At 65.8% G+C, this 26915-nt stretch carries 21 protein-coding genes; 14 read left to right on the top strand and 7 right to left on the bottom strand.

The features are described 5' to 3' along the window. Window positions 1-12: 12 nt before the first annotated feature. From ACCD07_RS29700 to ACCD07_RS29690, 3 genes are all read right to left on the bottom strand, one after another. Complete coding sequence (locus ACCD07_RS29700; RefSeq protein ID WP_413449405.1) at window positions 13-3240, bottom strand: efflux RND transporter permease subunit; 3228 nt, start codon at window positions 3238-3240, stop codon at window positions 13-15. A gap of 12 nt (window positions 3241-3252) precedes the next feature. Beyond that, entirely contained in the window at window positions 3253-4443 is a 1191-nt protein-coding gene (locus ACCD07_RS29695; protein WP_176653543.1) for an efflux RND transporter periplasmic adaptor subunit, read from the bottom strand. Window positions 4444-4692: 249 nt separating this feature from the next. Then, window positions 4693-5115 (bottom strand): divergent PAP2 family protein, encoded by a 423-nt coding sequence (locus ACCD07_RS29690; RefSeq protein WP_176653542.1) that lies wholly within the window; start codon window positions 5113-5115, stop codon window positions 4693-4695. 107 nt (window positions 5116-5222) lie between these two features. On the opposite strand from ACCD07_RS29690, the gene ACCD07_RS29685 reads away from it, so the two are divergent. The 3 genes from ACCD07_RS29685 to ACCD07_RS29675 all read left to right on the top strand — a co-directional run bounded on the left by ACCD07_RS29685 (window position 5223) and on the right by ACCD07_RS29675 (window position 7741). Further along, the gene (locus ACCD07_RS29685; RefSeq protein WP_413449404.1) at window positions 5223-6281 is read left to right on the top strand and encodes a DUF475 domain-containing protein; all 1059 of its coding nucleotides are present in this window, start codon (window positions 5223-5225) and stop codon (window positions 6279-6281) included. 37 nt (window positions 6282-6318) lie between these two features. Further along, on the top strand, window positions 6319-6690 hold the full coding sequence (locus tag ACCD07_RS29680) for a hypothetical protein (protein WP_176653540.1): 372 nt from the start codon (window positions 6319-6321) through the stop codon (window positions 6688-6690). Between the two features lie 82 nt (window positions 6691-6772). Next, window positions 6773-7741: a hypothetical protein gene (locus ACCD07_RS29675; protein ID WP_413449403.1), complete on the top strand. Its 969-nt coding sequence runs from the start codon at window positions 6773-6775 to the stop codon at window positions 7739-7741. Between the two features lie 95 nt (window positions 7742-7836). On the opposite strand, the gene ACCD07_RS29670 is transcribed toward ACCD07_RS29675, so the two are convergent. The 3 genes from ACCD07_RS29670 to ACCD07_RS29660 all read right to left on the bottom strand — a co-directional run bounded on the left by ACCD07_RS29670 (window position 7837) and on the right by ACCD07_RS29660 (window position 12230). Continuing rightward, window positions 7837-10110, bottom strand: coding sequence for a hypothetical protein (locus tag ACCD07_RS29670; protein WP_413449402.1), 2274 nt, complete (start codon window positions 10108-10110; stop codon window positions 7837-7839). Window positions 10111-10264: 154 nt separating this feature from the next. Further along, the gene (locus tag ACCD07_RS29665) at window positions 10265-11014 is read right to left on the bottom strand and encodes an SDR family oxidoreductase (protein ID WP_413449401.1); all 750 of its coding nucleotides are present in this window, start codon (window positions 11012-11014) and stop codon (window positions 10265-10267) included. Window positions 11015-11126: 112 nt separating this feature from the next. Beyond that, complete coding sequence (locus ACCD07_RS29660) at window positions 11127-12230, bottom strand: serine/threonine protein kinase (RefSeq protein WP_413449400.1); 1104 nt, start codon at window positions 12228-12230, stop codon at window positions 11127-11129. Between the two features lie 62 nt (window positions 12231-12292). On the opposite strand from ACCD07_RS29660, the gene ACCD07_RS29655 reads away from it, so the two are divergent. The 4 genes from ACCD07_RS29655 to ACCD07_RS29640 all read left to right on the top strand — a co-directional run bounded on the left by ACCD07_RS29655 (window position 12293) and on the right by ACCD07_RS29640 (window position 17328). Then, window positions 12293-12988 (top strand): UPF0149 family protein, encoded by a 696-nt coding sequence (locus ACCD07_RS29655; RefSeq protein WP_176653535.1) that lies wholly within the window; start codon window positions 12293-12295, stop codon window positions 12986-12988. A 4-nt stretch (window positions 12989-12992) separates the two neighbouring features. After that, window positions 12993-13862 carry a prolyl oligopeptidase family serine peptidase gene (locus tag ACCD07_RS29650; protein WP_413449399.1) on the top strand — a complete coding sequence of 290 codons (870 nt, stop codon included), beginning with the start codon at window positions 12993-12995 and terminating at the stop codon, window positions 13860-13862. 155 nt (window positions 13863-14017) lie between these two features. Further along, window positions 14018-15931 (top strand): DUF1800 domain-containing protein, encoded by a 1914-nt coding sequence (locus ACCD07_RS29645; protein WP_413449398.1) that lies wholly within the window; start codon window positions 14018-14020, stop codon window positions 15929-15931. Between the two features lie 17 nt (window positions 15932-15948). Next, a complete protein-coding gene (locus ACCD07_RS29640; RefSeq protein WP_413449397.1) occupies window positions 15949-17328 on the top strand; it encodes a DUF1501 domain-containing protein in 1380 nt (459 codons plus the stop codon). A 52-nt stretch (window positions 17329-17380) separates the two neighbouring features. Here ACCD07_RS29640 and orn read toward each other — a convergent pair whose 3' ends face one another. After that, window positions 17381-17977, bottom strand: coding sequence for an oligoribonuclease (gene orn / locus ACCD07_RS29635; protein ID WP_176653531.1), 597 nt, complete (start codon window positions 17975-17977; stop codon window positions 17381-17383). A 66-nt stretch (window positions 17978-18043) separates the two neighbouring features. Between orn and ACCD07_RS29630 the strand changes: the two genes are divergently transcribed. The 7 genes from ACCD07_RS29630 to ACCD07_RS29600 form a co-directional block, all read left to right on the top strand. Then, complete coding sequence (locus ACCD07_RS29630) at window positions 18044-19312, top strand: M48 family metallopeptidase (protein ID WP_413449396.1); 1269 nt, start codon at window positions 18044-18046, stop codon at window positions 19310-19312. After that, the gene (locus tag ACCD07_RS29625; protein ID WP_176653529.1) at window positions 19309-19677 is read left to right on the top strand and encodes a 4a-hydroxytetrahydrobiopterin dehydratase; all 369 of its coding nucleotides are present in this window, start codon (window positions 19309-19311) and stop codon (window positions 19675-19677) included. The genes ACCD07_RS29630 and ACCD07_RS29625 overlap by 4 nt, the downstream gene beginning before the upstream one ends. Further along, window positions 19674-20582, top strand: a complete 909-nt coding sequence (rsgA, locus tag ACCD07_RS29620) for a ribosome small subunit-dependent GTPase A (RefSeq protein WP_413449395.1) — start codon at window positions 19674-19676, stop codon at window positions 20580-20582. The genes ACCD07_RS29625 and rsgA overlap by 4 nt, the downstream gene beginning before the upstream one ends. 82 nt (window positions 20583-20664) lie before the next feature. Next, the gene (locus ACCD07_RS29615; protein WP_413449394.1) at window positions 20665-23499 is read left to right on the top strand and encodes an ATP-binding protein; all 2835 of its coding nucleotides are present in this window, start codon (window positions 20665-20667) and stop codon (window positions 23497-23499) included. A 127-nt stretch (window positions 23500-23626) separates the two neighbouring features. Next, on the top strand, window positions 23627-24553 hold the full coding sequence (argF, locus tag ACCD07_RS29610) for an ornithine carbamoyltransferase (RefSeq protein WP_176653526.1): 927 nt from the start codon (window positions 23627-23629) through the stop codon (window positions 24551-24553). A gap of 32 nt (window positions 24554-24585) precedes the next feature. Further along, the gene (locus ACCD07_RS29605) at window positions 24586-25818 is read left to right on the top strand and encodes an argininosuccinate synthase (protein ID WP_176653525.1); all 1233 of its coding nucleotides are present in this window, start codon (window positions 24586-24588) and stop codon (window positions 25816-25818) included. A 112-nt stretch (window positions 25819-25930) separates the two neighbouring features. Then, on the top strand, window positions 25931-26915 hold a 985-nt coding region (locus ACCD07_RS29600; RefSeq protein WP_413449393.1), incomplete at its 3' end, for a CHASE3 domain-containing protein.

The following is a 26915-nucleotide window of genomic DNA, read 5'->3' as shown; positions in this document are numbered from 1 at the left end:
TAAAACAAAGGCTTAGTGCGAATCCAGCGCGCCGGCCGGTGGCAGCGCCGGGCCGCCCTTGCCGGTGATCTTGCGCACCACAAACATGATGGCACGGAACACCAAACGCACGAATACCAAGGTCAGCACCGCTTCGACCAGGGTCATCACCAGCGCCGGCGCGGCGCTCCAGCGCACCGCGCGGCGCTGGTATTTGGCGATCGCGCGGTCCTTGCTGATCTCGATGCTGTCGTAGAAGGTCGGCACCATCAGCAGCGTCAGCAGGGTCGAGGTGATCGTGCCGCCGATGATGGCGATCGCCATCGGACGGTAGAACTCGCCGCCCTCGCCCAGCCCCAGCGCGACCGGGAACATGCCGGCGATCAGCGCGAAGGTGGTCATCAGGATCGGACGCAGACGCATGCGGCCGGCGTACATCAGCGCATCCTCGCGGCCGTAGCCCTCTTCCTCGCGCTTGCGCGCCGCGTCCAGCAGCAGGATGGCGTTCTTCGCGACCAGACCCATCAGCATGATCACCCCGATCAGACTCATCAGGTTAATCGTGCTGTTGGTCAGCAGCAGGCCGATCACCACGCCGATCAGCGACAGCGGCAGCGACAGCATCACCGCGATCGGCGCCGTAAACGAACCAAACTGCATCACCAGGATCAGGTACATCAGGCCGACGCCGGCCACCAGCGCGATGCCCATGGCGCCGAACACCTCGTTCATGTCCTTGCCGGCGCCGCCCAGGTTCAGGCCGTAGCCCGGCGGGAAGTCGATGTCCTTGACCAGCTTCATCGCGTCGCTGGTCACCTCGCCCGGCGAACGTCCCTGGACGTTGGCGCTGACCGAGATCACGCGCTTGCCATCCTTGTGCTTGATGGTGGACGGCCCCTTGCCCATGGTGACGCGGGCGATCTGGTCCAGCGGCACCATCTGGTTGGTGCCGGTGACGGCGATCGGCAGGCGCTCGATGTTCTCCGAGCTGGTGCGGTCTTCCGGCGCCAGGCGCACGGCCACGTCGCGCGACTCGCCGGTCGGATCGACCCAGTCGCCCACTTCGATGCCGGCAAACGCCACGCGCAGCGCCTGGGCGGCGTCGCCGGCGGCGATGCCCATCGAGTTGGCCAGGCCGCGGTTCAGTTCGATCTGCAGCTCGTCCTTCGGATCCATTTCAGACAGGCCGACGTCCACCGCGCCCGGCACCTTGCGCAAACGGTCCATGAAGGCGTTGGTGATCTCCATCAGCTTGCGCGAATCGGCGCCGGTGAATTCGATCTGCACCGGCTTGCGGGCGCCGTTGCTCAGGTCGTCGAGCACGGTGTACTCGGCGCCGACCAGGCCGGCCAGCTTCTCGCGCAATTCCTTGGCCACCTCGATGGCGCCGCGCTTGCGCTGGGTCTTCTTGCCGATGTCGACATAGATGCGGCCGCCGCTGAGGTTGACGTAGCTGTTGGTTTCCTTGGTCTCCTTGATCGAACGGGCGATCACGGCGGCCTTTTCCAGTTTCAGGCGCGAGTATTCCAGGCTGCTCGACGACGGCGTGCGCACGTCGATCGCGATGGTGCCCCAGTCCGAGGCCGGCACGAAGCTGGCGCCGCCGAACTTGGCTTGCAGGCCCAGCGCGGCCACGAAGGTCGCCAGCGCGATCACGGCCATCCAGCGGCGGTGGTGCAGCGCCCAGGCAATGACGTTGCCGTAGCGGTCGGCCTGGTGGTCGAACCAGTGGTTGAACTTGAGCAGCACTTTCTCGAAGCCCTTGCGCGGCGCCGTGTGGTGATCCGGCGGATCGCCCCAGAAGGCCGACAACATCGGATCCAGCGTGAACGAGATCAGCAGCGACACCGCCACCGAGCAGGTCACCGTCAGCGCGAAGGGACGGAACCATTCGCCGGTGATGCCAGGCATGAAAGCCACCGGAATGAACACGGCCATGATGGAGAAGGTGGTCGCGGCCACCGCCATGCCGATTTCAGCCGTGCCTTTCAGCGCGGCGGTGCGGCGATCGGCGCCCAGCTGCATATGGCGCACGATGTTTTCCCGCACCACGATGGCGTCGTCGATCAGCACGCCGATCGCCAGCGACAGGCCCAGCAGGGTCATGAAGTTCAGCGTGAAGCCGCACAGCCAGACGCCGATGAAGGCGGCCAGCACCGAGGTCGGCAGGCTGAGCGCGGTGATCAGGGTCGAGCGCCACGAGTTCAGGAAGGCGTACACCACGAAGATGGTCAGGCCGGCGCCGAACACCAGCGATTCGATCACGTTGTTCAGGCTGTCCTGGGCGTTTTCGCCGTCGTCCTCGGTCACTTCCAGCACGGTACCGGCTGGCAAGTCCTTCTTCATTTCCTCGACCACTTCGCGGATTTTCTTGGCCACGGTCACGGTCGACGCATCGCGCGAACGGGTGATCGAGATGCCGACGTTCGGCTTGCCGGAACGCACGCTGATGCTGTTGATCTCGGCGAAGCCGTCCTCGATGGTGGCCACCTGCGCCAGCCGCACCAGCTCGTTGCCGTTGCGCTTGACCACCACCTGCTGGAACTCTTCCGGATGCTCGATGCGGCCAACCAGGCGTATCGATTGCTCGTTCAGGTCGCCGCGCACCTTGCCCACCGGCGCGTTGGTGTTCTGGTTGCGCAGCGCGTTGACCACGTCGCCCACCGACACATTGTATTCACGCAGCTTCTCGGCCTTCAGCAGCACGCTCAGCTCGCGGCGCAGCGAACCGTCGATGTTGACCGAGGCCACGCCGTCGATGCCGCGGAAGCGGTCGGCCAGCTTGTCCTCCGCCATGCGCGAGATGACCGCGTGGCTCTGCGTCTTGGACGACAGCGCCAGCTGCATCACCGGCTGCGCCGACGGATCGATGCGCTGCAGGATGGGTTCGCGCATCTCGGTCGGCAGCTTGTAGCGCACCGCCGCGATGGCGTTGCGGATCTCGTCCGACGCCTCGATCAGGTTCTTGGTGAAGGTGAACTTGATGAAGATGCTGGCCGAGCTTTCCGAGGCCGTGCTGTTAATTTCCGTCACGCCGGTGATCGACTGCAGCGATTTTTCCAGGCGGTTGACGATTTCGCGCTCGACCGTCTCCGGCGACGCGCCCGGATACGGAATATTGACCACGATGAAAGGCACTTCGACGTCCGGGTTCTGGTTGACGCGCAGCTTCTTCAGCGCCATCAGGCCCAGGCACATCATCGCGACGATCAGCACGATCGTGGCGATAGGCCGTTTAATACTGAAATCCGATAAGAACATGGCGGTTATCCTTTATTTTTCTGCCACGGTGGACGACGAAGCCGAGGCCACCGCTTTCGGCGTGCTCAGTTCGACCTTCTGGCCATCCTTGAAGCCCGAGCCCGGCACGCGCACCACCATGTCGCCGGTGGCCAGGCCGCTGAGCACCTGCCAGCGGCCTGTACGGTCGTCGCGCGCGCCGACGGTCAGCGGCACCTTGGCCAGCGCGCCGCCCTTGATGCGCCACACATAGTTGCTGTCGCCGGCCTGGATCAGCGCCGACGGCGGTATCATCAGCGCCGACGACGTTTCGGACTCGACGCGGCCTTCGGCGTACAGCCCGGCCACGCGCGGCTGCGCCTGCTCGGAGAAGTCCACCAGCACCTCGACCTGGCGGGTGACGGCGTTGGCGGCCGGATCGACGCGCTTGACCTTGCCGCTGAAGCTCTGGCCAGGGTAGCCGTTGACGCGGAACAACACCGGCTGGCCGACCTTGACCACGCCGATCTTGTCGGCCGACACCAGGCCCTCGAAGCGCATGCTGTGCGGGTCGATCACCTTGATCAGCTCCTTGCCGACCTGGGCGGTGTCGCCGTTCGACACCTTGCGCTCGCTGACGATGCCGTCGAACGGCGCGCGCACCACGGTGCGGGTCAGTTGCTGGCGGGCCGAGACCGAACGGGAACGCGCCGCGGCCAGGTCGCTCTGGGCGTTGTTGCGGCGGATTTCCGCGTCTTCCTGGGCCTGGGTCGACACCATGCCGGAGGCCAGCAGGGTTTTCTGGCGCTCGTACATGCGCTGGGCCTGGGCCAGCGTCTGCTCGGCGGCGCGGGTGGCCTCGTCGGCCGAATTGACGCTGTCGCGGATCGAAGTCTCGTCCAGGCGCAGCAGCACATCGCCTTTTTTGACCGGCTCGCCGTTTTCCTTCATTACCTGGATTACCACCGCGCCCACTTCGGCGCGCAGGTCGGCGCGGCGCTCCGGCTGGATCGAGCCGGTGATGACCGGACCGGACGCCAGCGCGTTCGATTCGACGGTAATCGTGTCTTCCGGCGACATCTGCAGGGTCACCAGGGGCTCTTTCTTGGCGTCCTTGTCGGCCTCTTTGCCTGCGGAAGCGGTCGCCGAAGCGCTGGCGCCGGCTTTTTCAGGCTCCTTGGAGGACTTGCCGCATGCGACCAGGGCAGAAGCGACGGCGAGAGCTAGAAGGGTTTTGCGCAACATAAAGTTCTCCGAGAAAGTGGCACGTAGGTGTTCGTAGGTGCTGGTTTTTGCTTATGAAATTTTAGCCAGACTACAGGGCGCAGAGTATCCCTGACTGTCCGGATACGGTCAATCAACATGCGACTGGACGGTAAAAAACGTGGCTGAATTGCCAAATAACGGGATGAACGGTGAAATTGGAGAATAGTCCGGGATGGCGAAAATGCCAGCGGAACCGGCGCGCCAGGACGGCACGCCGGTAAAACAGCCTCAGCCGCGGCCGAAGATGGCGTGGATGGCGTGGGCGATGGCGATGCCGGTGCACAGGCCGCCGGCGATCTCCACCAGCGTGTGACCCATGCGCTCGCGCAGCCATTTGTGGCCACCGTCGTCCTTGGCCAGCCGGTTGATCGCCGCCGCCTGCTTGCCCACGTGCTGGCGCAGGCTGTTGGCGTCGATGACGACGATGAAGCACAGCGTCACCGCCACGCCGAAGGCCGGGTGGCCGATGCCCTCGCGCAGCGCGATCAGGGTCGCCATGCTCGACACCACGGCGCTGTGGTTGCTTGGAAAACCGCCGTTGCCGACCAGGTTGAACGCCCATTTGCGCGCCTTGACGCTATTAATCAGGAACTTGATCGGGCCGACCGTGATCCAGGTGATCAGCGGCGTGACGAGGTAAGCGATATCCATGGGCGTGTCCTTTGCATTTTTGTGGCGCAATTATCGCAGATGGCCCCACAGCGGCGGAAGCAAGTAATATAAAATCACCGCAACTCCACATTTCCATAAAAACAACGATGCAGCACTTCAGAATCTCTTTCATCGTCACCTTGGTCCTGATGGCGCTGGCCGCCTGGTGGGGCTACAGCCACGGCGGCGCCGCCGGCCTGCTGCAGGCGGTCTGGATCGCCGCCGTGCTGGGCGTGATGGAAGTGTCGCTTTCCTTCGACAACGCGGTGGTCAACGCCTCGGTGCTGCGCCACTGGAACGCGTTCTGGCAAAAACTGTTCCTGACGGTCGGCATCGTCGTGGCCGTGTTCGGCATGCGGCTGCTGTTCCCGCTGCTGATCGTCTCGCTGGCGACCGGGCTGGGCCTGATCGACGTCTGGCACATGGCCACCACCACGCCCGAGGAGTACTCGAAGCACCTGACCGGCGCCCACGCCCAGGTGGCGGCCTTCGGCGGCGCCTTCCTGCTGCTGGTGTTCCTGAACTTCCTGTTCGACGAGGAAAAAGAGCTGCACTGGCTGGGCTGGCTCGAGGAAAAGCTGGGCCAGCACGGCACCGAGGCGCTGGCCGTGCTGCTGACCCTGGCGGCGGTGTTCGGCTGCGTCGGCCTGGTGCCGATGGAGGAAAAGTACACGGTGCTGGCCGCCGGCGTGATCGGCGTGGTGGTCTACCTGGCGGTCGGCTGGATCAGCAGCCTGCTGGAAGAGAAAGAACCGGACGACGACGACGACCTCACCGAAGCCGGCGTCGGCGCCGTGGTGGCGACGGTGGCGCGTGGCAGCTTCGGCGGCTTCCTCTACCTGGAAGTGCTGGACGCCTCGTTCAGCTTTGACGGCGTCATCGGCGCCTTCGCCATCACCAGCGACGTCGTCATCATCATGCTGGGCCTGGCCATCGGCGCCATGTTCGTGCGCTCGCTGACGGTGTTCCTGGTGCACAAGGGCACGCTGGACGAATACGTCTACCTCGAGCACGGCGCGCACTACGCGATCGGCATCCTGGCGCTGATCATGCTGGCCAGCGTCAAGTACCATGTGCCCGAGTGGTTCACCGGCTTGTCCGGCGTGGCCTTCATCGCGGTATCGCTGTGGTCGTCGATACGCCACAAGCGCAGGCTGGCCGCGTGATAAGATTGAAAACATTGCACCCAACCTGCGCTGACCTATGACCACATCCAAACGTGTTGTTCTGTACCTGTCCGGCCTGCTGGCCGCCGTGCTGCTGCTGTTCGCCGCCTACACCTGGGTGATGCTGCACGTCTCCTACTCGGACGGCGAGCGCGCCGGCTACCTGCAGAAATTCTCCAGCCGGGGCTGGATCTGCAAGACCTGGGAAGGCGAGATCCTGCTGACCTCGATGCCCGGCGCGATACCGGAAAAATTCGAATTCAGCGTGCGCCAGGAGGACGTGGCCAGGCAGCTGATGGACGCCACCGGCAAGCGCGTGGTGCTGACCTATGCCCAGCACAAGGGCGTGCCGAGCCAGTGCTTCGGCGAGACCGAGTACTACATCACCAAGGTCCAGATCCAGCCATGATAGTTGCCTTGCCATCAACATGGCGCGGCGTATCAAAAGTTTCCGGTAATCTCTGCAATAACATTAAAAACCGGACCACACCATGCTAATGCACCGATATTGGCGTCCCGCCGCCATGCTGGCCACACTGCTGGCGTGCGCTGGAGCGCGCGCCCAGGACCTGTCCGCCCAAGGCGGCGCGCTCAGGGTCAGCGGCACCAACGAAAATTCGTTCGCGGTCGGCATCAGCTACGCGCAGCCGGTGGGCGACTACCTCGCGCTGAGCCTTGGCTACCTGAACGAGGGCCATCCAGACAATCACCACCGCGACGGCGTGTCGGGCCAGATCTGGCTGCGATCGCACATCAGCGAACAGGGCTTGTCGTGGGGTGTGGGCGTGGGCCAGTACTATTTCTTCGACACGTCGCGGCCGCATGGCGCGCCGGGCGCGGTCTACATCAATGATCACGGCTGGGCGCCGATCTACAGCGTGCAGGCGACCTGGCATCACCCCAACCGCTGGTACACGCAGGTGCAGCTGAACCGCGTGGTGCCGAGCGGCGCCAAGGAGCCGACCACCTCGCTGCTGGTGGGCGTCGGCTACCGTTTCGACGGCGTGCGCGGCGACAAGCTGCATCTGGACGGGCCGTCGACCGACGAGACGCTGACGGTGATGGCCGGCCAGAGCATCGTCAACAGTTTTGAATCGGAGCGTTCCAGGGCGGCCACGCTGGAATACCGCCGCGCGGTGGCGCGCTATATCGACTGGACAGTCAGCTATCTGCACGAGGGAACCTCGGCCGGCACGCACCGCACCGGCGTCGCCAGCCAGTTGTGGCTGATCCGGTCGCTGAACAAGGACGTGGAACTGGGTATGGGGGTCGGTCCCTACCTGGCGTTCGAGGTGCACGACGTGCCGGGCACGCGGTCGCACAAGGCCGGCCTGGTGTCGATGGCCGGCCGCTACCACTTCACCAAGCGCGTGGTGGGCGAACTGTCGCTGAACCGCGTCGTCACCGACTACCACCGCGACGCCGACCTGCTGCTGGTCGGCCTCGGCTTCAGCTATTAAAAGACGGGGTCAGATCCGACAATTGGACACGAGCTCTGCCGTAGTGGCCGCTACGGCAGAGCTCGTGTCCAATTGTCGGATCTGACCCCGGATTGTTAGCGGGCGCGCCAGACGGCTTTGTTGGCTTCGGTTGGCGGCGCCAAACGGGCCGCTTCCTTGCGGGCGCGGGCGGCGTCCAGCGTGGCGACCACGGCGCCCTCTTCCGCTTGCACGCAGTCGCGCGCCGCGGCGTCGACCTTGGCCTGCACGGCGGCCAGCGCTTTTTGCGCGGCGGCGTGGCGGCGGGTTTCCAGTTCCAGCAGTTTCTGCTTGGCGGCGGTCATCGCGGCCGTGGTGTCGGCGACCTTGCGCTGCATCGCCGCATGCACCTGGGCAGCCTCTACCAGCTCCTGCTGGGCGGCGGCCTTGTCGGCGACTGCCTGCGTGGCGGCCTGCTCTTCGTCGGCACGCTGACGCGCGGCGGCGGCGATATTCTTCTCGGCTTCCAGCCGGCCCGCGATCGCTTTCGATGCGCGCGCTTCGGAAGCGGTGGTCAGCCGCTGTTGCGTCAGCTTCTGGTCGATCAGCGCCAGCGATTGACGCTCGGCTTCGACAAATTCACGCTCAGCCTGCAGCAGCGCCGCAGCGGCGGCAGCCTTGTCCTGCTCGACGCGGGCACGCTCCGCATGCACCACGCCCAGCTCGACGGCCAGGCGCGCCTGAGCCGCCAGCGCCTGCGCGGCGATGGCTTTCTGCTCGGCGTCCAGAGCGACCTGTTCGGTCATCACGCGGGCCGCTTCGGTTTCTTTTTCCGCGGCGGCGGCCAGGCGCTGCTCGGCTTCCTGCTGCTCGCGATACGCTTCGGTCTGCGCGCGCTCGGCGGCGATGCGGTGCTGCGCGGCGTCGGCGGCGTCCTGCTCGGCTTCCAGCTTTTCCTTCAGCGCGGCGATGGCTTGCTGCTCGGCGGCGGCGCGCGCCTGCTCGGCCTGCAACAGCGCTTCGGCCTGCGCGGCTTTGCGCATGGCCAATGCGTTGGCCTCATCCTGCGCTTCGACGTGCAGCGCCAGCGTGGCGATTTCTTTTTGCTCGGCGGCGTTCTGGCTGGCGGCCAGTTCGGCGGCGGCGCGCGACAAGGCGGCGCGCTCTTCGGCCAACTCGGCGGCGCGCTGCTGTTCCAGGCTGTCGGTGCGGGCCGCTTCGGCGGCGGCTTCATCGGCGGCCTGGCGCAGCTTGGCCTGCTCCAGCGCCAGCGCTTCGGCTTCCACCTTGGCGTGGGTTTTCAGTTCGGCTTCCTGCTCGGCCTGCACGCGGGCCAGCGCGACGGCGCGCAACTGGCTGTCGACTTCGATGCGCGCTTCGGTCGCGGCCAGGATGCTGGCGTCGGCGTCGCGGCGCGCCTGGGCGCTGGCGGCGGCCACCATCTCCAGCCGTTCGCGGTGGATCGCGGCGTCGCGGATTTCCTTTTCGGTTTGCAGGCGCAGGTGCAGCGATTGGGCGGCGCTGCGCTCGGATTCGGCCTTGGCCAGCGCGATCTGTTCACGTTCCTGCTCCAGGTGCGCCAGGGCGCGGGCCTCTTCCAGCGCGCGCACTTCGGCGGCGGCGCGATTGAAGGCCGATTCCAGCGCGATCTGGTCGGCGCGCTCGCGCTGCACGGTCAGGTCCAGCGCTTCCGCTTCGGCCTGGACCAGCATCTGCGCGGTCTGGCGGGCGGCGTGGGCGTGGCGCTCGCGTTCGCGCGCCAAGGTGGCGACGCGGGCGTCGGCGGAGGCGATGCCGACCACTTCTTCCTTGGCGGCCTGCACGGCGGCGACGCGCTCCACCGCTTGCAGGCGGGCTTGTTCGGTCTGCGTCGCCAGTTCTTCTGCGGCGCGGGCGGCCTGCTCGGCCAGCTGCGACTCGGCGGCGATCTGTTCGTGGGCGCGCTTGCGGCTTTCGCTTTCGGCCTTGGCGCGCTGCTCGGCGGCCAGGCGGATTTGCGTGTCGGCTTCGACCCGGGCGCGCAGTTCGGCGGTTTCCTGTTTGACGGCGTCGAGGCGGGCCACGCTGGCCTGGGCGGCGGCGCGCAGCGACTCGAGGCGCTCGCGGTTGGCGGCGATGGCTTCTTCGGAGGCTTGGGCATTTTGCTGCGCGGCGGCGGCGGCGGCGGCGTCCATCGCGGCGCGGACCTCGGCCAGCGCGCGGGCGCGGGCCTCGGCGTGGGCGCGGTTTTCGGCGGCGCAGGCGGCCTTGGCGTCGGCTTCGACGCGGGCGATCGCTTCCTGGATCGCCTTCATTTCCATCGCGGCGCGCGGAGTCGAGGTGGCCGCGGTCGGTTCGTCCGGATCATGCAGCGACACCATAGGGAGCAGTTTGACGTTGTCGCTGTCTTGTTTGGCCAGTTGTGCTTGCATGAGGGTTCTCGCTAGACGATATGTCCCGGCACCAACCGGGACTTCTGAGTTCTCATTATCAAGTAGCAGGCAAGCAAGCCGAACCGCAAGAAGAGGCGGAAAAACCCGCCATTTCCTTGGATGCGGCACATTCCGACGGCGTTGACGATCAGACTTACCCCTTGGAGCGGCGCAGCCATTCGTCCAGGCCGATGCCGCCGAGACGCGCCTCGCCCATCGGCACCAGCGAATATTGCTCGACGCGGCCGCCAAAATAACTGGCTTCGGGATCGGCCACCACCACCCGCGCATCGCCCACCGCTTTCAGATAGCGGGCAATGTATTCGTTGAACGGCGCGCGTTCCGGGCCGGCGATCTCGACGATGCCGCTGCGCGGCGCGGCCTGCGCGACATCGGCCACGATGGCCGCCACGTCGTCCGCCGCGATAGGCTGGAACAGGCCCGATGCCAGACGCACCGTATCGCCGTCCGCGGCCGACGCGGCGATCCCGTTGAGGAATTCCATGAACTGGGTCGAGCGGATGATGGTGTAGGGAATGCCGGACGCAGCGATCAATTTCTCCTGCGCAACCTTGGCCAGGAAGTAGCCGTTGTCCGGCATACGGTCGGTGCCGGCAATCGACAGCGCGACGTGATGCCGCACGCCCGCTTCGGCCTCGGCCGCCAGCAGGTTGCGGCTGGCGGTCTGGAAGAATTCCAGCACGGCTTGCGGCTCCCAGGATGGCGCGTTGGCAAGGTCGATCACGACCTGCGCGCCGGCCATGGCTTGCGCCAGGCCCTCGCCGGTGATGCTGTTGACACCGCTCGAGGGCGAGCCGGCGACCACCTCATGGCCGGCCTGGCGCAGGATGGATACAGTTTTCGAGCCGATCAGGCCGGTACCACCGATAACGACGATCTTCATGATGTGCCTTTCAATAGATTAACAATGTGCTCTAAGGGTCTTCCTGCCTATAAGACGGGACAGGCGGAAGACTTGTGACAGGCAAATCAGATTATTTTCATCGCAGCGGTATTTACACCGGCCGCAGCGGCGGTTCGTCCATCAGCGAAATCTGCTCTTTCAGCTCCAGGATACGGTCCTGCCAGTAGCGCTGGGTGTTAAACCACGGGAAGGCGATCGGGAAGGCAGGATCGTCCCAGCGGCGCGCCAGCCAGGCCGAATAATGGATCAGCCGCAAGGTGCGCAGCGCCTCGACCAGGTGCAGCTGGCGCGGGTTGAATTCGCAGAAATCCTCGTAGCCGGCCAGGATGTCGCTCATCTGGCGCGTCTGCTCGGCCCGGTCCCCGGACAGCATCATCCACAGGTCCTGGATCGCCGGCCCCATGCGGCTGTCGTCGAAATCGACGAAATGCGGGCCGGCGTCGGTCCACAGCACGTTGCCGCCGTGGCAATCACCGTGCAGGCGCAGCTGCGGCAATTCGCCGGCGCGCTCGTAGCTGCGGCGCACGCCGTCGAGCGCCTGTTGCGACACGCTGGCGTAGGCTTCCTTCAAATCGGCCGGAATGAACTGGTTGGCCTGCAGGTACTCGCAAGGCTCGGTGCCGAAGGTGGCGATGTCGATCGCAGGCCGCTGCAGGTAAGGCTTGATCGCGCCGACCGCGTGGATGCGCGCGATGAAGCGGCCGGTCCACTCCAGCACCGACGGATCGCTGAGCTCGGGCGCGCGGCCGCCGTGGCGGGCGAACACGGCAAACCGGAAACCGTTGAAGTGATGCAGCGTGGCCCGGTCCTGCCCCAGCGCCAGCGCCGGCACCACCGGGATCTCGCGCGCCGCCAGTTCCTCGGTGAAGCCGTGCTCCTCCAGGATGGCCGCGTCGCTCCAGCGCCCCGGACGGTAAAACTTGACCACCAGCGGCTTGTCGTCCTCGATGCCGACCTGGTAAACCCGGTTTTCATAGCTGTTCAGCGCCAGCAGCCGGCCGTCGCCGCGCAGGCCGAGGCTGTCCAGCGCGTCGAGCACGCATTCCGGATTGAGGGCCGAATACGGATGCGGCACCTGCTCCTGCGGGGCGTCGTGGACGGCGGCCAGCTGGTCCAGCATGCCGGCGGCCAGCGCCGCCGCACGGGCATCGGCCGCTTCGTCGTCAGCGTCTTCGTCTAAATGATCTTGGTTCATCCCCGCATTGTACGGGGCGCGGCGTGTATACTGTCGGCTTCCATCCAAGAAAAGAGCAAGCCATGCAACTCGACCAGCCACTGAGCGAAAAAGAATTCGACGAATTAGACAATTTCCTGCTGTCCGAACGCAGCCCGGAAGATGCGATGACGATGGACATGCTGCACGGTTACCTGACCGCCATCGCCATCGGCCCGGAAACCATCATGCCGGCCGAATGGCTGAAACGCGTCTGGGGCCAGGAAGACACCGATATTCCGAAGTTCAAGAATGAAAAGGAAGAGGAACGCATCCTCCAACTGATCATGCGCTTCATGAACGAAGTGCTGGTGACGTTTGAAGTGGCGCCCAAGGAATTCGAACCGCTGTTCGTCGAGCACGAGCACGAAGGCCAGACCCTGATCGACGCCGAAGCGTGGTGCTGGGGCTTCTGGGAAGGCATGGAGCTGCGTCCCGGCTCGTGGGACGAGATCTGGGAATCGGACGTGCAGGAGCTGATGAAGCCGATCTACCTACTGGGCGCCGACGAGATCGAGGAAGAAGAACTGCCGCTGGTCGAAGATCCGGTCAAGGCGCACAAGCTGGCGCAGGAGCTGGAGGCCAACCTGCCGTCCATCTACAAGTTCTGGGTGCCGCGCCGCAAGGCCGCCGTCACCACCATCAAGCGCGACGAGCCGAAAGTCGGCCGCAACGACGACTGCCCTTGCGGCAGCGGCAAGAAGTACAAGAAGTGCCACGGCGCCGATACGGCCGAATAAGCCGATGACGTTGCGCGGCGTGGTGCGGTCTTTGCTGCAATTGTTGTTGCCAGCGCTGCTGCTGGCGGCGACGTCCGCGTCCGCCGCCCAGCCGGCAGCGGAACTGGTCACCGACCGCACCACGCCCGCCAAACAGGCCGCCGACGCGGCCTTGCTGAAGTCCCTGGACCGCGACGCGTTCTACAACGGCAGCTACGCCGGCCCGACCGGCGCCCTCTCCTATCGCCTGCTGTCGCCGGCCAACGCCCAGCCGGGCCTGCGCTACCCGCTGGTCATCGTGCTGCACGGTTCAGGCGCCGTCGGCACCGACAACACCAGCCAGCTGGGCCAGTTGGCCATGTCCTGGGCCGCGCCGGCGATACGCAAGCGTTTCCCGGCCTACGTCCTGGTGCCGCAATTCGCCGAGCGCAGCGCCAACTACGCGCCGTCCTCCGCCGACGGCTTGCTGGCCGCCCAGCCCGGCCCTCGCCTGCCCACACTGCTCGCCGTGGTGGAAAACCTGATGCCGCAATTCGCCATCGATGTCGACCGCGTCTACGTCACCGGCTTCTCGATGGGCGCTTCCGCCGCCACCCAGGCCATGCTGCAAAACCCCGCCATGTTTGCCGCCGGCGTCGCCTTCTCCGGCATTCCGCCCGAGCGCAGCGCCGCCGCCCGCTTGAGCAGCATGCCGCTGCTGATCGTGCACGGCAACGCCGACACCGAAAATCCCATCGAGCCCGACCGCGCCATGTTCGCCGCCCTGCGGCGCCAGCCCGGCGCCGCCCGCATCCGCTTCCTTGAATACCAGGGCATGGAACACCAGGTTCCCGCCGACATGCTGCTCTCCCCCGCCTGGCGCGACTGGCTGTTCGCCCAGCGCCGCCCGCACTGACAATCGCATTGACAATATTTGTCAGCGGCATGCCTGACAATTTTTGTCCGGCGCCGGCAATTTTTGTCGCTACTCTCCCAAAATCAAGCACTTAGCCTGTGGCACGATTGTTGCCAGATGGCACATGTCGTCTAAAAATAAAACAGGAGAGATGCATGTCATTCTTACCAACACGCGCATGGCCCGCCGCCTGCCTGCTGACGCTGAGCGGTTCGGTCTGGGCCGCCACGGCCACGGTGGAAAGCACCGCCAGGGGTGCGGTGGCGCTGGGCAGTAAAGTATGGTTCCTCGGCAAAGTCGATGGCCAGGGCGTCTACATGAACTTCGCCGTCAATGGCGTCCCTGGCGGCAATGCCACCTACGGCAGGCTCAACTCGCAAAACGGCGAGTACGTGGCGCCGTCGGTGCTGCCGGCCAATGTGACCATCACCATCACCGGCACCACCACCAAGGATGCCAAGGTCGGCGCCAACCTGTCCGCCAGCACCACGCTGACCTTGAAGGCAGCGACCGCGCCGGCACCGGCTCCCTCCCCAACGCCGAGCCCGGAACCCAGGCCTGCGCCGACACCAAGCCCGGCGCCTGCGCCAACGCCTGTACCTGCGCCGGCGCCGGTTCCGCCGCCCATCGGCCAGCAACCGGCGCCGGACGCCGCGCGCATCAGCGCCGTGCGCCTGCTGGAGCAAGCCACCTTCGGCGCCACGCCGGCCGACGTCGCCGCGATCAAGGCCAACGGCCAGGCCGCCTGGCTCAAGCAGCAGTTCGCCGCGCCGGCCAGCGCCATCCCTGTCACCACGGACATGAAGCTGCTGCAAAACACCTGGTACAAGAACATGGCGACCGGTCCCGACCAATTGCGCCAGCGCATGATCTTCGCGCTATCGCAGCTGTTCGTCATCTCCGCCGACAAGAACCCGTACGCCAACGAAATCCAGCCGTGGCTGACGACGATCTCCAACAACGCCTTCGGCAACTTCAACACGCTGCTGCGCGAGATGACGCTGAATCCGTCGATGGGCAAGTACCTCGACCTCGGCAACAGCATCACGCCGGCGCCGAACGAAAACTATGCCCGTGAAGTGATGCAGCTGTTCACCCTCGGCCCCGTGCTGCTGAACCAGGACGGCAGCGTGCAGACCGATCGCAACGGCGACCCGATCCCGACCTATGACCAGGCCCGCATCAGCGACTTCGCGCGCGCCCTGAGCGGCTGGACCTATCCCGGCAGCAGCGCCACCGGCATCAACTGGGAAAATTTCACCGGCCCGCTGCAGCCGCGCGACAAGTTCCACGACAAAGGCAGCAAGACCTTGCTGCTGGGCGCAGTCCTTCCTTCCGGCCAGACCGCCGTGCAGGACATGGATGGCGTGATGCAGAACCTGTTCCAGCATCCGAACCTGCCGCCGTTCATCGCCACGCGCCTGATCCGCGCCTTCGTCACCAGCAACCCAAGCCCGGCCTACATCACCCGCGTGGCCGACGTGTTCGCCTACGGCAGCGCCGGACGCGGCGACCTGCAGGCGACGCTGACCGCCGTGCTGACCGATCCCGAAGCGCGCCAGGACGTACCGGCCACCGTACAAGGCCACCTGAAGGATCCGATGCTGCAATCGATCGGCCTGTTCCGCACCCTGGGCGCGACGATCACCGATCCGGGCAACCTGTTCTGGGACTATTTCCTGCTCGGCCAGAAGATCACCGCCGCGCCGAGCGTGTTCAACTTCTACTCGCCGATGACGCGCCTGCCCGGCTCGCCGCAATACTACGGCCCCGAGTTCCAGCTGTACGCGCCGAGCCTGGCCGTGGCGCGCGCCAACTTCCTCTACAAGTTCATCTCCGGCGAATACAAGGGCATGGTCAACGTCGACATCGCGCCGTTCGTCGCCGTGGCCGGCGACGCCACCGCGCTGATCAACCTGGTCGACTCGACCTTGCTGGCGGGCCGCATGTCGGCCACGGCGCGCACCGCCATCGGCGGCGCCGTCAACGCCTCGGCCGACACGCGCCAGCGCGCCATCACCGCGCTCTACCTCGCCGCCATCAGCGCCGAATTCGCCGTAGCCCAATAAAAGAAGAGAGGAACAACATGAGCAAGCACTCCACCTCCCGCCGCCGCTTCCTCGGCACCGGCGCACAAACCGGCGCGCTGGGCGCGCTGTCCGCGATGGGCCTGATGGGCATCGCCGCGCCGGCCCGCGCCGCCGTCACCGACTACAAGGCGCTGGTCTGCCTGTATCTGTTCGGCGGCAACGACGGCAACAACATGATCGTGCCGCTCGACAGCACCCGCTACGCGCAATACAACGCGATACGCGGCAGCCACGGCCTGGCGCTGTCGACCGTCGCCAAGACGCTGCTGGCGCCACGCAGCGCAACCTTGCAGGCCACGACCAATCCGGTCACGCAGGCATTCGGCTTCCACTACGGCATGCCGGAACTGGACGCGCTGTACGGCCAGGGCCAGGTCGCCGCCATCCTCAACGTCGGCAGCCTGCGCCAGCCGCTGAGCAAGGCGCAGTACCTGGCTGGCACCGCCGTGCCGTCGCAGCTGTTCTCGCATCCCGACCAGACCATCCAGAACCAGGCCGGCACGCCGTCCTCCGCCGCCACCGGCTGGGGCGGACGGCTGGTGGACGTGCTGGGCACCGGCGGCCACCTGGACGCGATCTCGGTCGGCGCCGGCGGCCTGTTTGTCGAAGGCGCCAGCACCCACGGCAATCTGCTGCCCGGCAACGGCCAGCTGGACCTGGCCGGCATGAACTTCTGGCCGCAGAAGGAAGCCGACGCGCGCCGCGCCGCGCTGGTGCAGATCCTGTCGGCGCAACATCCCAACCTGATCGCCGACGCCGCCAACAAGGCGCTGCTGAACGGCATGGACCTGGTGACCAACCTGAAGGCCGCCAATACCGGCGCGCCGCTGGCGACCGTGTTCCCCGGCACCTCGCTCGGACAGCAGCTGAAGACGGTGGCGCAGCTGATACGCATCCGCGCGCCGCAAGGGCCGGGACGGCAGGTGTACTTCGTCTCGCAAGGCGGCTTCGACACGCACGGCGGCCAGGCCTACCAGCAGTTCGACATGCTGCGCCAGGTGTCGCAGGCGCTGGCCGCGTTCCAGCTGGCGCTGGCGGAGATCCGCGCCGAACAGCAGGTGACCAGTTTCACGATGTCCGAATTCGGCCGCACCCTGCAGCCGAACAGCGGCGGCACCGACCATGCGTGGGGCAATCACCACCTGGTGGTCGGCGCGGCGGTCAAGGGCGGCGTCTACGGCCAGTTCCCCGACTTCACGCTGGGCGGCAAGGACGACGCCACCGGGCGCGGCGCGTGGATACCGCAGTTCTCCAACCAGCAATACGGCGCCACCCTGGGCCGCTGGTTCGGGGCCGATGCGGACATGCTGGAAACCCAGGTCTTCAAGAACGAACTGGGCAACTTCGGACTGAAAGACCTCGGCTTCATGGGATAGGCGACGAAAAAAACGCCGGACTCGGCCGGCGTTGTCGCAGCTGCGATTTCAATTACAGCTTGATGAAATGCTCGCGGTAGTATTTCAGCTCATCGATCGACTCGATGATGTCGGCCATCGCCGTGTGCTTCTGGTGCTTCTTGAAGCCGCCGACGATTTCCGGCTTCCAGCGCTTGCACAGTTCCTTCAGCGTGGAGACGTCGATGTTCCGGTAGTGGAAATAGGCTTCCAGCTTCGGCATGTAGCGCACCATGAAGCGGCGGTCCTGGCCGATGGTGTTGCCGCACATCGGCGCCTTGCCCTTCGGCACCCACAGCTTCATGAACTTGATCAGCTCCTCTTCCGCCTCGGCCTCGGTCACCGTCGACGCCTTGACGCGGTCGACCAGGCCCGAGCGGCCGTGCGTGCCCTTGTTCCACGCGTCCATCTTGTCCAGCGTCTCGTCGCTCTGGTGGATCGCGAACACCGGGCCCTCGGCCAGCACGTTCAGGTGCATGTCGGTGACCACCACGGCCACTTCGATGATGCGGTCGGTGTCCGGCTCCAGGCCGGTCATCTCCATGTCCACCCACACCAGGTTGAACTCATTCTGGCGCGGGGCGGTCGCCGCCGGTGCGGAACCTTCAGGCAAATCAGTAGCTTGTGACATAATTCTCTCTTGGCTCGGGTGGAGCCCATTGTTTATCCGAATCCGCCATTTTCTCACAGGCATAGAATGTATTCACTCGCGTTTTCGATTTTGTTTGTTTCTTTCATCATTTTGACGCTGATCGTGCGCTTCTGGCTCGCCTCGCGCCATATCCGCCATGTGCTGGCGCACCGCAGCGCCGTGCCGGCCGAATTCGCCGAGCGCATCCCCCTGGCCGCCCACCAGAAGGCCGCCGACTACACCGTGGCCCGCACCAAGTTCGGCCTGGTCACGCTGCTGGTCAATACCGTGGTCCTGATCGGATTCACGCTGCTGGGCGGCCTGCAATGGCTGTCGCTGGAGATTTTCAAGCTGACCGGCGCCGGCATGCTCTACCAGCTGGCCCTGCTGGCCGCGTTTGCCGCCATTTCCGGCGCCATCGACCTGCCGTTCGACTATTACAAGCAGTTCGGCCTCGAACAGCGTTTCGGTTTTAACAAGATGAGCAAGGGCCTGTTCTTCGGCGACATGGTCAAGGGCATGCTGCTGGGCGCCGCCATCGGCCTGCCGCTGGTGTGGGTGATGCTGACCCTGATGGAAAAATCGGGCAACCTGTGGTGGCTGTACGCCTGGCTGGTGTGGAGCGGCTTCCAGCTGCTGATGATGGTGCTGTTCCCGACCGTGATCGCGCCGCTGTTCAACAAGTTCACGCCGCTGGAGGACCAGTCGCTGAAAACCCGCATAGAAGGCTTGATGGCGCGCGTCGGCTTCGCCTCCAAGGGCTTGTTCGTCATGGACGGCTCCAAGCGCAGCGCCCACGGCAACGCCTACTTCTCCGGCTTCGGCGCCAACAAGCGCATCGTGTTCTTCGATACCCTGCTGTCGCGCCTGCAGCCGCAGGAAATCGAGGCGGTGCTGGCGCACGAGCTGGGCCACTTCAAGCTCAAGCACATCATCAAGCGCATCGCCATGATGTTCGCGCTGTCGCTGGGCTTCCTGGCGCTGCTGGGCTACCTGAAGAACCAGCTGTGGTTCTACACCGGCCTGGGCGTCGACCCGCTGCTGCTGCCCGGCCAGGGCAACGACGCCATGGTGCTGCTGCTGTTCATGCTGACCCTGCCCGTGTTCACCTTCCTGTTCGGCCCGCTGACCTCGATCAGCTCGCGCAAGCACGAATTCGAGGCCGACGCCTTCGCCGCCCAGCACACCGACGCGCGCGACCTGGTGTCGGCGCTGGTCAAGATGTACGAGGACAACGCCTCGACCCTGACGCCGGACCCGCTGCACTCGGCCTTCTACGATACGCACCCGCCGGCGAGCGTGCGCATCCGTCACCTGCACGCGGCGGCAGCATGAGTACGCCCATCGCCACCGCCGCCGACCTGCTGAACCGCAACTGCCGTCCGGCCAGGGATGCGCTGGACGCCGCCGAGGCCGCGCGCCTGCTGGCGCTGGTGCCGGGCTGGTCGCTGGAGGACGGCAAGCTGGTCCGCACCTTCGGCTTCAACAACTACTATCGCACCATGGCCTTCGTCAACGCGCTCGCTTACCTGAGCCACGCCGAAGACCATCACCCGGAAATGACCGTGACCTATAAAACCTGCGTCGTCCGCTACGACACCCATTCGGTCAACAATGGCCAGGGCGGGCTGTCGGACAACGACTTCATCTGCGCCGCCAAGGCCGGCGTGCTGTTCCACTCGGCGGCGGTGAAGGCATGAGCAAGCCCCAGCAGCTGACCGCCACCATCATCGCCGCCCACGGCCGCCATTACCTGGCCGAGGCAGACGGCGTCAAACTGCAGTGCGTCACGCGCGGCAAGAAGACCAATGTCGCCGTCGGCGACCTGGTGCACGTCACCCTGACCTCGGCCGACCAGGGCGTGATCGACAAGATCGCCGAACGCAAGACGCTGCTGTACCGCTCGGACCAGTACAAGTCCAAGCTGCTGGCGGCCAACCTGACGCAGCTGTTCATCGTCGTCGCCACCGAGCCCGGCTTCGCCGACGACCTGGTGTCGCGCTCGCTGGTGGCGGCCGAGGCGGCCGGCATCACCGCGCGCCTGATCCTCAACAAGACCGACGTCACCGCGTCGCTGGAACGCACCCGCGAACGCCTGCAGCCGTACGCCTCGCTGGGCTACCCGGTGCACGAGGTGTCGGCCAAGGCGCGGCCGGACGAGGCGCTGGCCATCCTCAGGCCGCTGCTGGCCGGCCAGTCGTCGATCCTGATCGGCCAGTCGGGCATGGGCAAGTCCTCGCTGATCAACCTGCTGGTGCCGGACGCCGACATCGCCGTGCGCGAGATCTCCGCCGCGCTCGACACCGGCAAGCACACCACCACCTTCACCCGGCTGTACCAGTTGCCGGAACTGGGGCCCGGCTCGTCGATCATCGACTCGCCCGGCTTCCAGGAATTCGGCCTCTACCATTTGAGCGAGGGCATGCTGGAGCGCGCCTTCGTCGATTTCGAGCCCTACCTCGGCCATTGCAAGTATTACAACTGCCGCCACCTGATCGAGCCGCAATGCGCGATCCTGGCGGCCGTGGCCGAGGGCAAAGTCGCTAAAATGCGGCATACGCTGTACGGCCAGCTGCTGCACGAATCATCCCAGACCCTATATTAAAAAAAACAATTGTCATGGCCTAAGCGCAATCTGCATTTGCAGACTATAATTCCTCAAGGCAATTTCCGCCCAAGGATTACCGATGGACATGTTTGCTGTCGACGACGAAGTAGCGCAATGGGAAGCGGCCCTGCTGCCCTTGCGCGGCCCGGCGCGGCTGCCGGTGCTGGTGCCGCTGGCCTGGCACCTGCGCCAGCGCGACACCGGCCGCGCCGTCGAACTGGCCAGCGAAGGCCTGCAGCTGCTGCAGGCCACCGCGCTGGCGCCCGACGAGATGCAACTGATCGCCGCGCGGCTGCAACTGGTCCACGGCGAGGCGCGCTGGCTGGCCGGCGAGCTGGACGCCGCCGCCGCCATCGTCGAACAGGCTTACCAACAACTGTGCTCGCTGGGCGACCACCAGGGCTGCGCCGACGCCCACTGGCTGCGCGCCTGGATCGCCATCGACCGCGGCGAGCACCGCCGCGGCGAGGATGAACTGGAACTGATGGCCTCGGCCGCCGGCCAGGTCGGCGACGAGCAGCGCATCGCCGTGGCCGACGCCGCCAACGCCCGCTGGGCGGTGCTGCACGACCTGGCGGCCGCCGAGCGGCGCTGGGGCCAGCGCTTCGCCGCCGATCCGCAGTCGCACCACCCCGCCGTCTCGGCCTGGATCTACGACTACCACGGCCTGGCCGCCAGCCAGCACAGCGACTACGGCGGCGCCGCGCGCTACTACATCCATTGCTATGAAACGGCGCTCGAGACCGGCCAGCTGCGCGTGGCCATCACCGCCGCCATCAACATCGGCCTGAACTTCACCATCCTCAACGACCACCACTCGGCGCTGGAATGGATGCAAAGCGCGCTGGACCTGGCGCGCCCGACCGGCTGGCCGCGCAGCATCGGCGCCTGCCTGATGCACACGGCCGACACCATGCGCCGCCTGGGCCGCCTCGACGCCACCGAGGAACTGCTGCAAGAAGCGCTGCAGATCCTGACGCCGCTGGCGGGCGCGCGCAGCTACGCCAACGCGCTGTCCTACCTGGGCGACCTGGCGCTGGACAAGAACGACTACGGCGCCGCGCTGGACGCCTTCCGCCGCATGGAGCAGCGCGCCGACGCGCTGCAGCAGGCCGACTTCCAGTCGATCGCGCGGCGCGGCCAGGCCCACGCGCTGTGCTATCTGGAGCGGCCGCAGGAAGCGCTGCAGATGGCCCACCACGCCGTCGAGCTGGCGGCCGGGCAGTCCAACCTGGTCAACCACGTGGCGGCGCTGCGCGTGCTGTCCGAGATCCACCGCCGCCATCCGCTGCCGCCGCCGGCCGGCATGACCGAGCAAAACGCCACGCTGCACTACCTGCACCAGGCGCTGGAAGTGGCCTCCGGCATCAACGGCTACACGCTGCCCGGCGACCTGCACGACGCGCTGGGACGCGAGTACGCGCAGGCCGGCGACTACGCCAAGGCTTACCAGTCGGCGCAGGCCGCCGCCGCCGCGCGCGAAAAGATCCACAGCCAGGAAGCCACCAACCGCGCCATCGCCATGCAGGTGCACCACCAGACCGAGCACGCGCGCGCCGAGGGCATGCACCACCGCGAGCTGGCCGCGTCCGAGGCGCGCCGCGCGGAAATCCTGCAGCAGACCAGCGCCACGCTGGAGCGCCTATCGGCGATCGGCCAGGAGATCACCATCCACCTCGACGCCGGCGCCGTGTTCCAGGCGCTGAACCGCCACGTGCAGGCGCTGCTGGCGGCCGACACCTTCGCCATCTACCTGTGCGACGCCGGCGGCGACACCGTCAGCCGCGCCTTCGGCATCGAGAACGGCCGCGCGCTGCCGGCCAACACCATCGCCGTCGACAACCCGCGCGCCAACTCGGCCCGCTGCCTGCGCGAACGGCGCGAGATCTATGTCGAGGAGGCCGGGCCGGACGACATCTTCCTGGCGCCGGGCAGCCAGCTGATGGTCAGCGCGCTGTACGTGCCGCTGCTGGTGGGCGAACGGGCGCTGGGCGTGATGACGGTGCAGGCCAGGCACGCGCGCGCCTACGGCGAGCGCGAACGGCTGATCTTCCGCACGCTGTGCGCCTACGGCGCCATCGCGCTCGACAACGCCGACGCCTACCGCCAGCTGCAGGACGCGCAAACCCAGCTGGTGTCGCAGGAAAAGCTGGCGGCGCTGGGATCGCTGATGGCCGGCGTGGCGCACGAACTGAATACGCCGATCGGCAACAGCCTGCTGATCGCCAGCACGCTGGCGCAGAAAACCGAGGAGCTGGAGGCGCAGGTCAACGGCCCCGGGCTGCGCCGCTCGGAACTGGCCGGCTACCTGGCCGACGCCCGCAAGGCGCACGAGCTGGTGATGCGCGGTCTGACCAGCGCGGCCGACCTGGTCAACAGCTTCAAGCAGGTGGCCGTCGACCGCACCACCGAGCAGCGCCGCGTGTTCCAGCTGCAGCAGGTGTCGCACGAAGTGATCGCGACGATGATGAACCGCGTGCGCGCCGCCAACCACCGCATCGAGATCGACGTGCCGGAGCTGATCTCGATGGACAGCTATCCCGGCCCGTTCGGCCAGGTGATCGCCAATTTCATCAACAACGCGCTGCTGCACGCGTTCGGGCGCGACCGCAGCGGCACCATGTGGCTGCGCGCCGCCCTGCCGGCCGACAACCGCGTGCTCGTCACCTTCGGCGACAACGGCGGCGGCATAGCGCCCGAGCACATGTCGCGCATCTTCGATCCCTTCTTCACCACCAAGCTCGGTCAGGGCGGCAGCGGGCTGGGACTGTCGATCAGCTACAACATTGTCACTTCGCTACTGGGCGGCCATATCAGCGTCCACAGCTCGCGCGACGGCACCATCTTTACCCTCGATCTCCCTCTGACGGCGCCCGAGCACCAGATCGCGGCGGCCACGCAGATCTACAACTGAGCACGACAACCTGTCTAGACAGCATAAACCACGGCAATTAGCCCTATCCACCGAATTGCCTTTATAATTGTTCGGCTAAGCCGGCCAGGCACCTCGCCCCAGGCCCGCACACCTGTCAGTTGTCACTATGTCTATTCAAAAACCGATCAAGCATTACCTGCAGTTTTCCGACTTCACGCTGGCCGAATACGAGTACGTCATCGAACGCGCGCACCTGATCAAGCGAAAATTCAAGAACTACGAGATCTATCACCCGCTGATCGACCGCACGCTGGTCATGGTGTTCGAGAAGAACTCGACCCGCACCCGCCTGTCGTTCGAGGCCGGCATGCACCAGCTGGGCGGCGCGGCGATCTACCTGAACACGCGCGATTCGCAGCTGGGCCGCGGCGAGCCGGTGGAAGACGCCGGCCAGGTGATGAGCCGCATGTGCGACATCATCATGGTGCGCACCTTCGGCCAGGACATCATCGAGCGTTTCGCCGCCAATTCGCGCGTGCCGGTGATTAACGGCCTGACCAACGAACACCATCCATGCCAGGTGTTCGCCGACATCTTCACCTACTACGAGCACCGCGGCCCGATCACCGGCAAGACCGTGGCCTGGGTCGGCGACGCCAACAACATGCTGTATTCGTGGCTGCAGGCGGCCGAGGTGTTCGGCTTCCACGTCAACGTGTCGACGCCGAAGGGCTACGACATGGACATGTCGCTGGTCTCGACCGACCGCTACACCTTCTTCGAGAACCCGTCCGACGCCTGCGAAGGCGCGCACCTGGTCAACACCGACGTCTGGACCAGCATGGGCTACGAAGAGGAAAACGCCGCGCGCCTGAAGGCTTTCGACGGCTGGATCGTCGACAGCGCCAAGATGTCGCGCGCCGCGCCGGACGCGCTGTTCATGCACTGCCTGCCGGCCCACCGCGGCGAGGAAGTCTCGGCCGACGTCATCGACGGCCCGCAGTCGGTGGTCTGGGATGAAGCGGAAAACCGTTTGCACATCCAGAAGGCCCTGCTCGAATACCTGCTGATCGGCCGCATAGAAAACAACTAACCAAGCAACATACACCACCAATTGGAACTAGCATGAGCGATATTAAAAAAGTAGTCCTCGCCTACTCGGGCGGCCTCGATACCTCCGTCATCCTCAAATGGCTGCAGGATAACTACCAGTGCGAGATCGTCACCTTCACCGCCGACCTGGGCCAGGGCGAAGAGCTGGAACCGGCACGCGCCAAGGCGATCAAGTTCGGCATCAAGCCCGAGAACATCTACATCGACGACGTGCGCGAGGAATTCGTGCGCGATTTCGTGTTTCCCATGTTCCGCGCCAACACCGTGTACGAAGGCGAATACCTGCTGGGCACCTCGATCGCACGTCCGCTGATCGCCAAGCGCCTGATCGAGATCGCCAACGAGACCGGTGCCGACGCCATCTCGCACGGCGCCACCGGCAAGGGCAACGACCAGGTGCGCTTCGAACTGGGCGCCTACGCGCTCAAACCGGGCGTGAAAATCATCGCCCCGTGGCGCGAATGGGATCTGCTGTCGCGCGAAAAACTGCTGAAGTACGCGGAAGACGCCGGCATCGAAATCGACATGAAGCACAAGAACGGCGGCGCGCCGTACTCGATGGACGCCAACCTGCTGCACATCTCGTTCGAAGGCCGGCACCTGGAAAACCCGAGCGCCGAAGCCGAGGAAACCATGTGGCGCTGGAGCGTCAGCCCCGAGGCGGCGCCGGACCAGGCCGAGTACCTGGACATCGAATACGAAAAAGGCGACATCGTCGCGCTGAACGGCGTGCGCATGTCGCCGGCCACCGTGCTGACCGAACTCAATCGCCTGGGCGGCAAGCATGGCATCGGCCGCCTCGACCTGGTCGAGAACCGCTACGTCGGCATGAAGTCGCGCGGCTGCTACGAAACCCCTGGCGGCACCATCATGCTGAAGGCGCACCGCGCCATCGAATCGATCACGCTGGACCGCGAAGTGGCCCACCTGAAGGACGACCTGATGCCGCGCTACGCGTCGATGATCTACAACGGCTACTGGTGGGCGCCGGAGCGCGTCGCGATCCAGACCCTGATCGACCACACCCAGGCCACCGTCAACGGCTGGGTGCGCGTCAAGCTGTACAAGGGTAACGTGATCGTCGTCTCGCGCGATTCGAAGACCGACTCCCTGTTTGATATGAACATCGCCACCTTCGACGAGGACGGCGGCGCCTACAACCAGGCCGACGCCGGCGGCTTCATCAAGCTCAACGCGCTGCGCATGCGCATCGCCGCCAACGCGCGCCTGAAGCGCGGCCAGTAAGCCATATCAGGCATGACCGGCAAGGCCGCTCGATGAGCGGCCTTTTTTTGTCCTCCGCGACGGGCGACAAAATGATACATTGCTCCCACAGTCTGACCGGAGTGGAGCGCATATGCTGAAAAACCTGAGTATCAAGACAAAACTCGCCATCGGATTCGGCGGCATCGTCGCCATCATCCTGGTTCTGTTGACTGTCGCCTATGTCAATTTCAGCAAGCTGTCCGATGCCAGCCAATGGGACAAGCACACGCTGGAAGTGCTGCGCGAGGCGGACCGCAGCTCGATCTCGCTGCTGGAACTGCAATCGGCGGAACGCGGCTACCTGCTCAGCGGCGACGACAAGCTGCTCTCCTTCAGCGCCGACGCCGAGGCGGACCTGGAGCGCCGCCTGGGCAAGCTGCAGACGCTCACCTCGGACAATCCCTCACAGCAGGAGCGCCTGCTCAAGCTGCGCACGCTGGTCAGGGACTGGCTTACGCAGGTCTACCACCCGCTGCTGGAAAAGCGCCGGGCGCTGGGGGAAAGCGCCGGCGCGGCCGACCAGCTGGGGCACGGCGCCGAACTGCGTTCCGGCTCCCGCAACATAGCCGCCATCCGCACCCTCATCGACGAAGCCACCGCCGAGGAAAACCGCCTGCTCGAGCTGCGTGCGCGCACCTCGTCGGCGCTGCAGCGCACCATGACGCTGGTGCTTGGCATCGGCGGCGTGGTGTGCGTGGCGCTGGCGGTGCTGATCGGACTGGCGCTGCTGCGTTCCATCATGCATCCGGTGGGCAGCCTGACGGAAGCCGTCGGCAAGATCGCCGCAGGCCAGCAGGACGCCCGCGCGGCCGTCGTGTCGGGCGACGAGCTGGGCCAGGTGACGATGGAATTCAACCGCATGGCGCAGGCGATCCAGGACAGCCAGGCCAACGAACTGGCGGCCACCAACCTGCTCAAGTCCAAGGTCGACTCGCTGCTGGCCGTGGTCTCGAAGGCGGCCGCCGGCGACCTGACCGGCAGGATCGAGGTGGCCGGCGCCGACGCCATCGGCCAGCTGGCCCATGGCCTGGACCGCATGTTCGAGAACCTGCGCGCGCTGCTCAACAATGTGCAGA

It is taken from the genome of Duganella sp. Dugasp56 (assembly GCF_047304105.1).
GTDB classification, from domain to species: Bacteria; Pseudomonadota; Gammaproteobacteria; order Burkholderiales; family Burkholderiaceae_D; genus Rugamonas; species Rugamonas hordei.
Note: the sequence above shows the minus strand (reverse complement) of the source record. Positions and strands in the feature narration are given on the sequence as shown.

Bases quoted from the DNA above. Each gene is read 5' to 3' on its own strand.
- rsgA (WP_413449395.1), top strand. From the start codon at position 19,674: ATGAGCAAGCCCCAGCAGCTGACCGCCACCATCATCGCCGCCCACGGC.
- ACCD07_RS29685 (WP_413449404.1), top strand. From the start codon at position 5,223: ATGCAGCACTTCAGAATCTCTTTCATCGTCACCTTGGTCCTGATGGCG.
- ACCD07_RS29645 (WP_413449398.1), top strand. From the start codon at position 14,018: ATGTCATTCTTACCAACACGCGCATGGCCCGCCGCCTGCCTGCTGACG.
- ACCD07_RS29700 (WP_413449405.1), bottom strand. From the start codon at position 3,240: ATGTTCTTATCGGATTTCAGTATTAAACGGCCTATCGCCACGATCGTG.
- ACCD07_RS29695 (WP_176653543.1), bottom strand. From the start codon at position 4,443: ATGTTGCGCAAAACCCTTCTAGCTCTCGCCGTCGCTTCTGCCCTGGTC.
- ACCD07_RS29680 (WP_176653540.1), top strand. From the start codon at position 6,319: ATGACCACATCCAAACGTGTTGTTCTGTACCTGTCCGGCCTGCTGGCC.
- ACCD07_RS29625 (WP_176653529.1), top strand. From the start codon at position 19,309: ATGAGTACGCCCATCGCCACCGCCGCCGACCTGCTGAACCGCAACTGC.
- orn (WP_176653531.1), bottom strand. From the start codon at position 17,977: ATGTCACAAGCTACTGATTTGCCTGAAGGTTCCGCACCGGCGGCGACC.
- ACCD07_RS29650 (WP_413449399.1), top strand. From the start codon at position 12,993: ATGACGTTGCGCGGCGTGGTGCGGTCTTTGCTGCAATTGTTGTTGCCA.
- ACCD07_RS29605 (WP_176653525.1), top strand. From the start codon at position 24,586: ATGAGCGATATTAAAAAAGTAGTCCTCGCCTACTCGGGCGGCCTCGAT.
- ACCD07_RS29665 (WP_413449401.1), bottom strand. From the start codon at position 11,014: ATGAAGATCGTCGTTATCGGTGGTACCGGCCTGATCGGCTCGAAAACT.
- argF (WP_176653526.1), top strand. From the start codon at position 23,627: ATGTCTATTCAAAAACCGATCAAGCATTACCTGCAGTTTTCCGACTTC.
- ACCD07_RS29690 (WP_176653542.1), bottom strand. From the start codon at position 5,115: ATGGATATCGCTTACCTCGTCACGCCGCTGATCACCTGGATCACGGTC.
- ACCD07_RS29670 (WP_413449402.1), bottom strand. From the start codon at position 10,110: ATGCAAGCACAACTGGCCAAACAAGACAGCGACAACGTCAAACTGCTC.
- ACCD07_RS29630 (WP_413449396.1), top strand. From the start codon at position 18,044: ATGTATTCACTCGCGTTTTCGATTTTGTTTGTTTCTTTCATCATTTTG.
- ACCD07_RS29660 (WP_413449400.1), bottom strand. From the start codon at position 12,230: ATGAACCAAGATCATTTAGACGAAGACGCTGACGACGAAGCGGCCGAT.
- ACCD07_RS29640 (WP_413449397.1), top strand. From the start codon at position 15,949: ATGAGCAAGCACTCCACCTCCCGCCGCCGCTTCCTCGGCACCGGCGCA.
- ACCD07_RS29615 (WP_413449394.1), top strand. From the start codon at position 20,665: ATGGACATGTTTGCTGTCGACGACGAAGTAGCGCAATGGGAAGCGGCC.
- ACCD07_RS29655 (WP_176653535.1), top strand. From the start codon at position 12,293: ATGCAACTCGACCAGCCACTGAGCGAAAAAGAATTCGACGAATTAGAC.
- ACCD07_RS29675 (WP_413449403.1), top strand. From the start codon at position 6,773: ATGCTAATGCACCGATATTGGCGTCCCGCCGCCATGCTGGCCACACTG.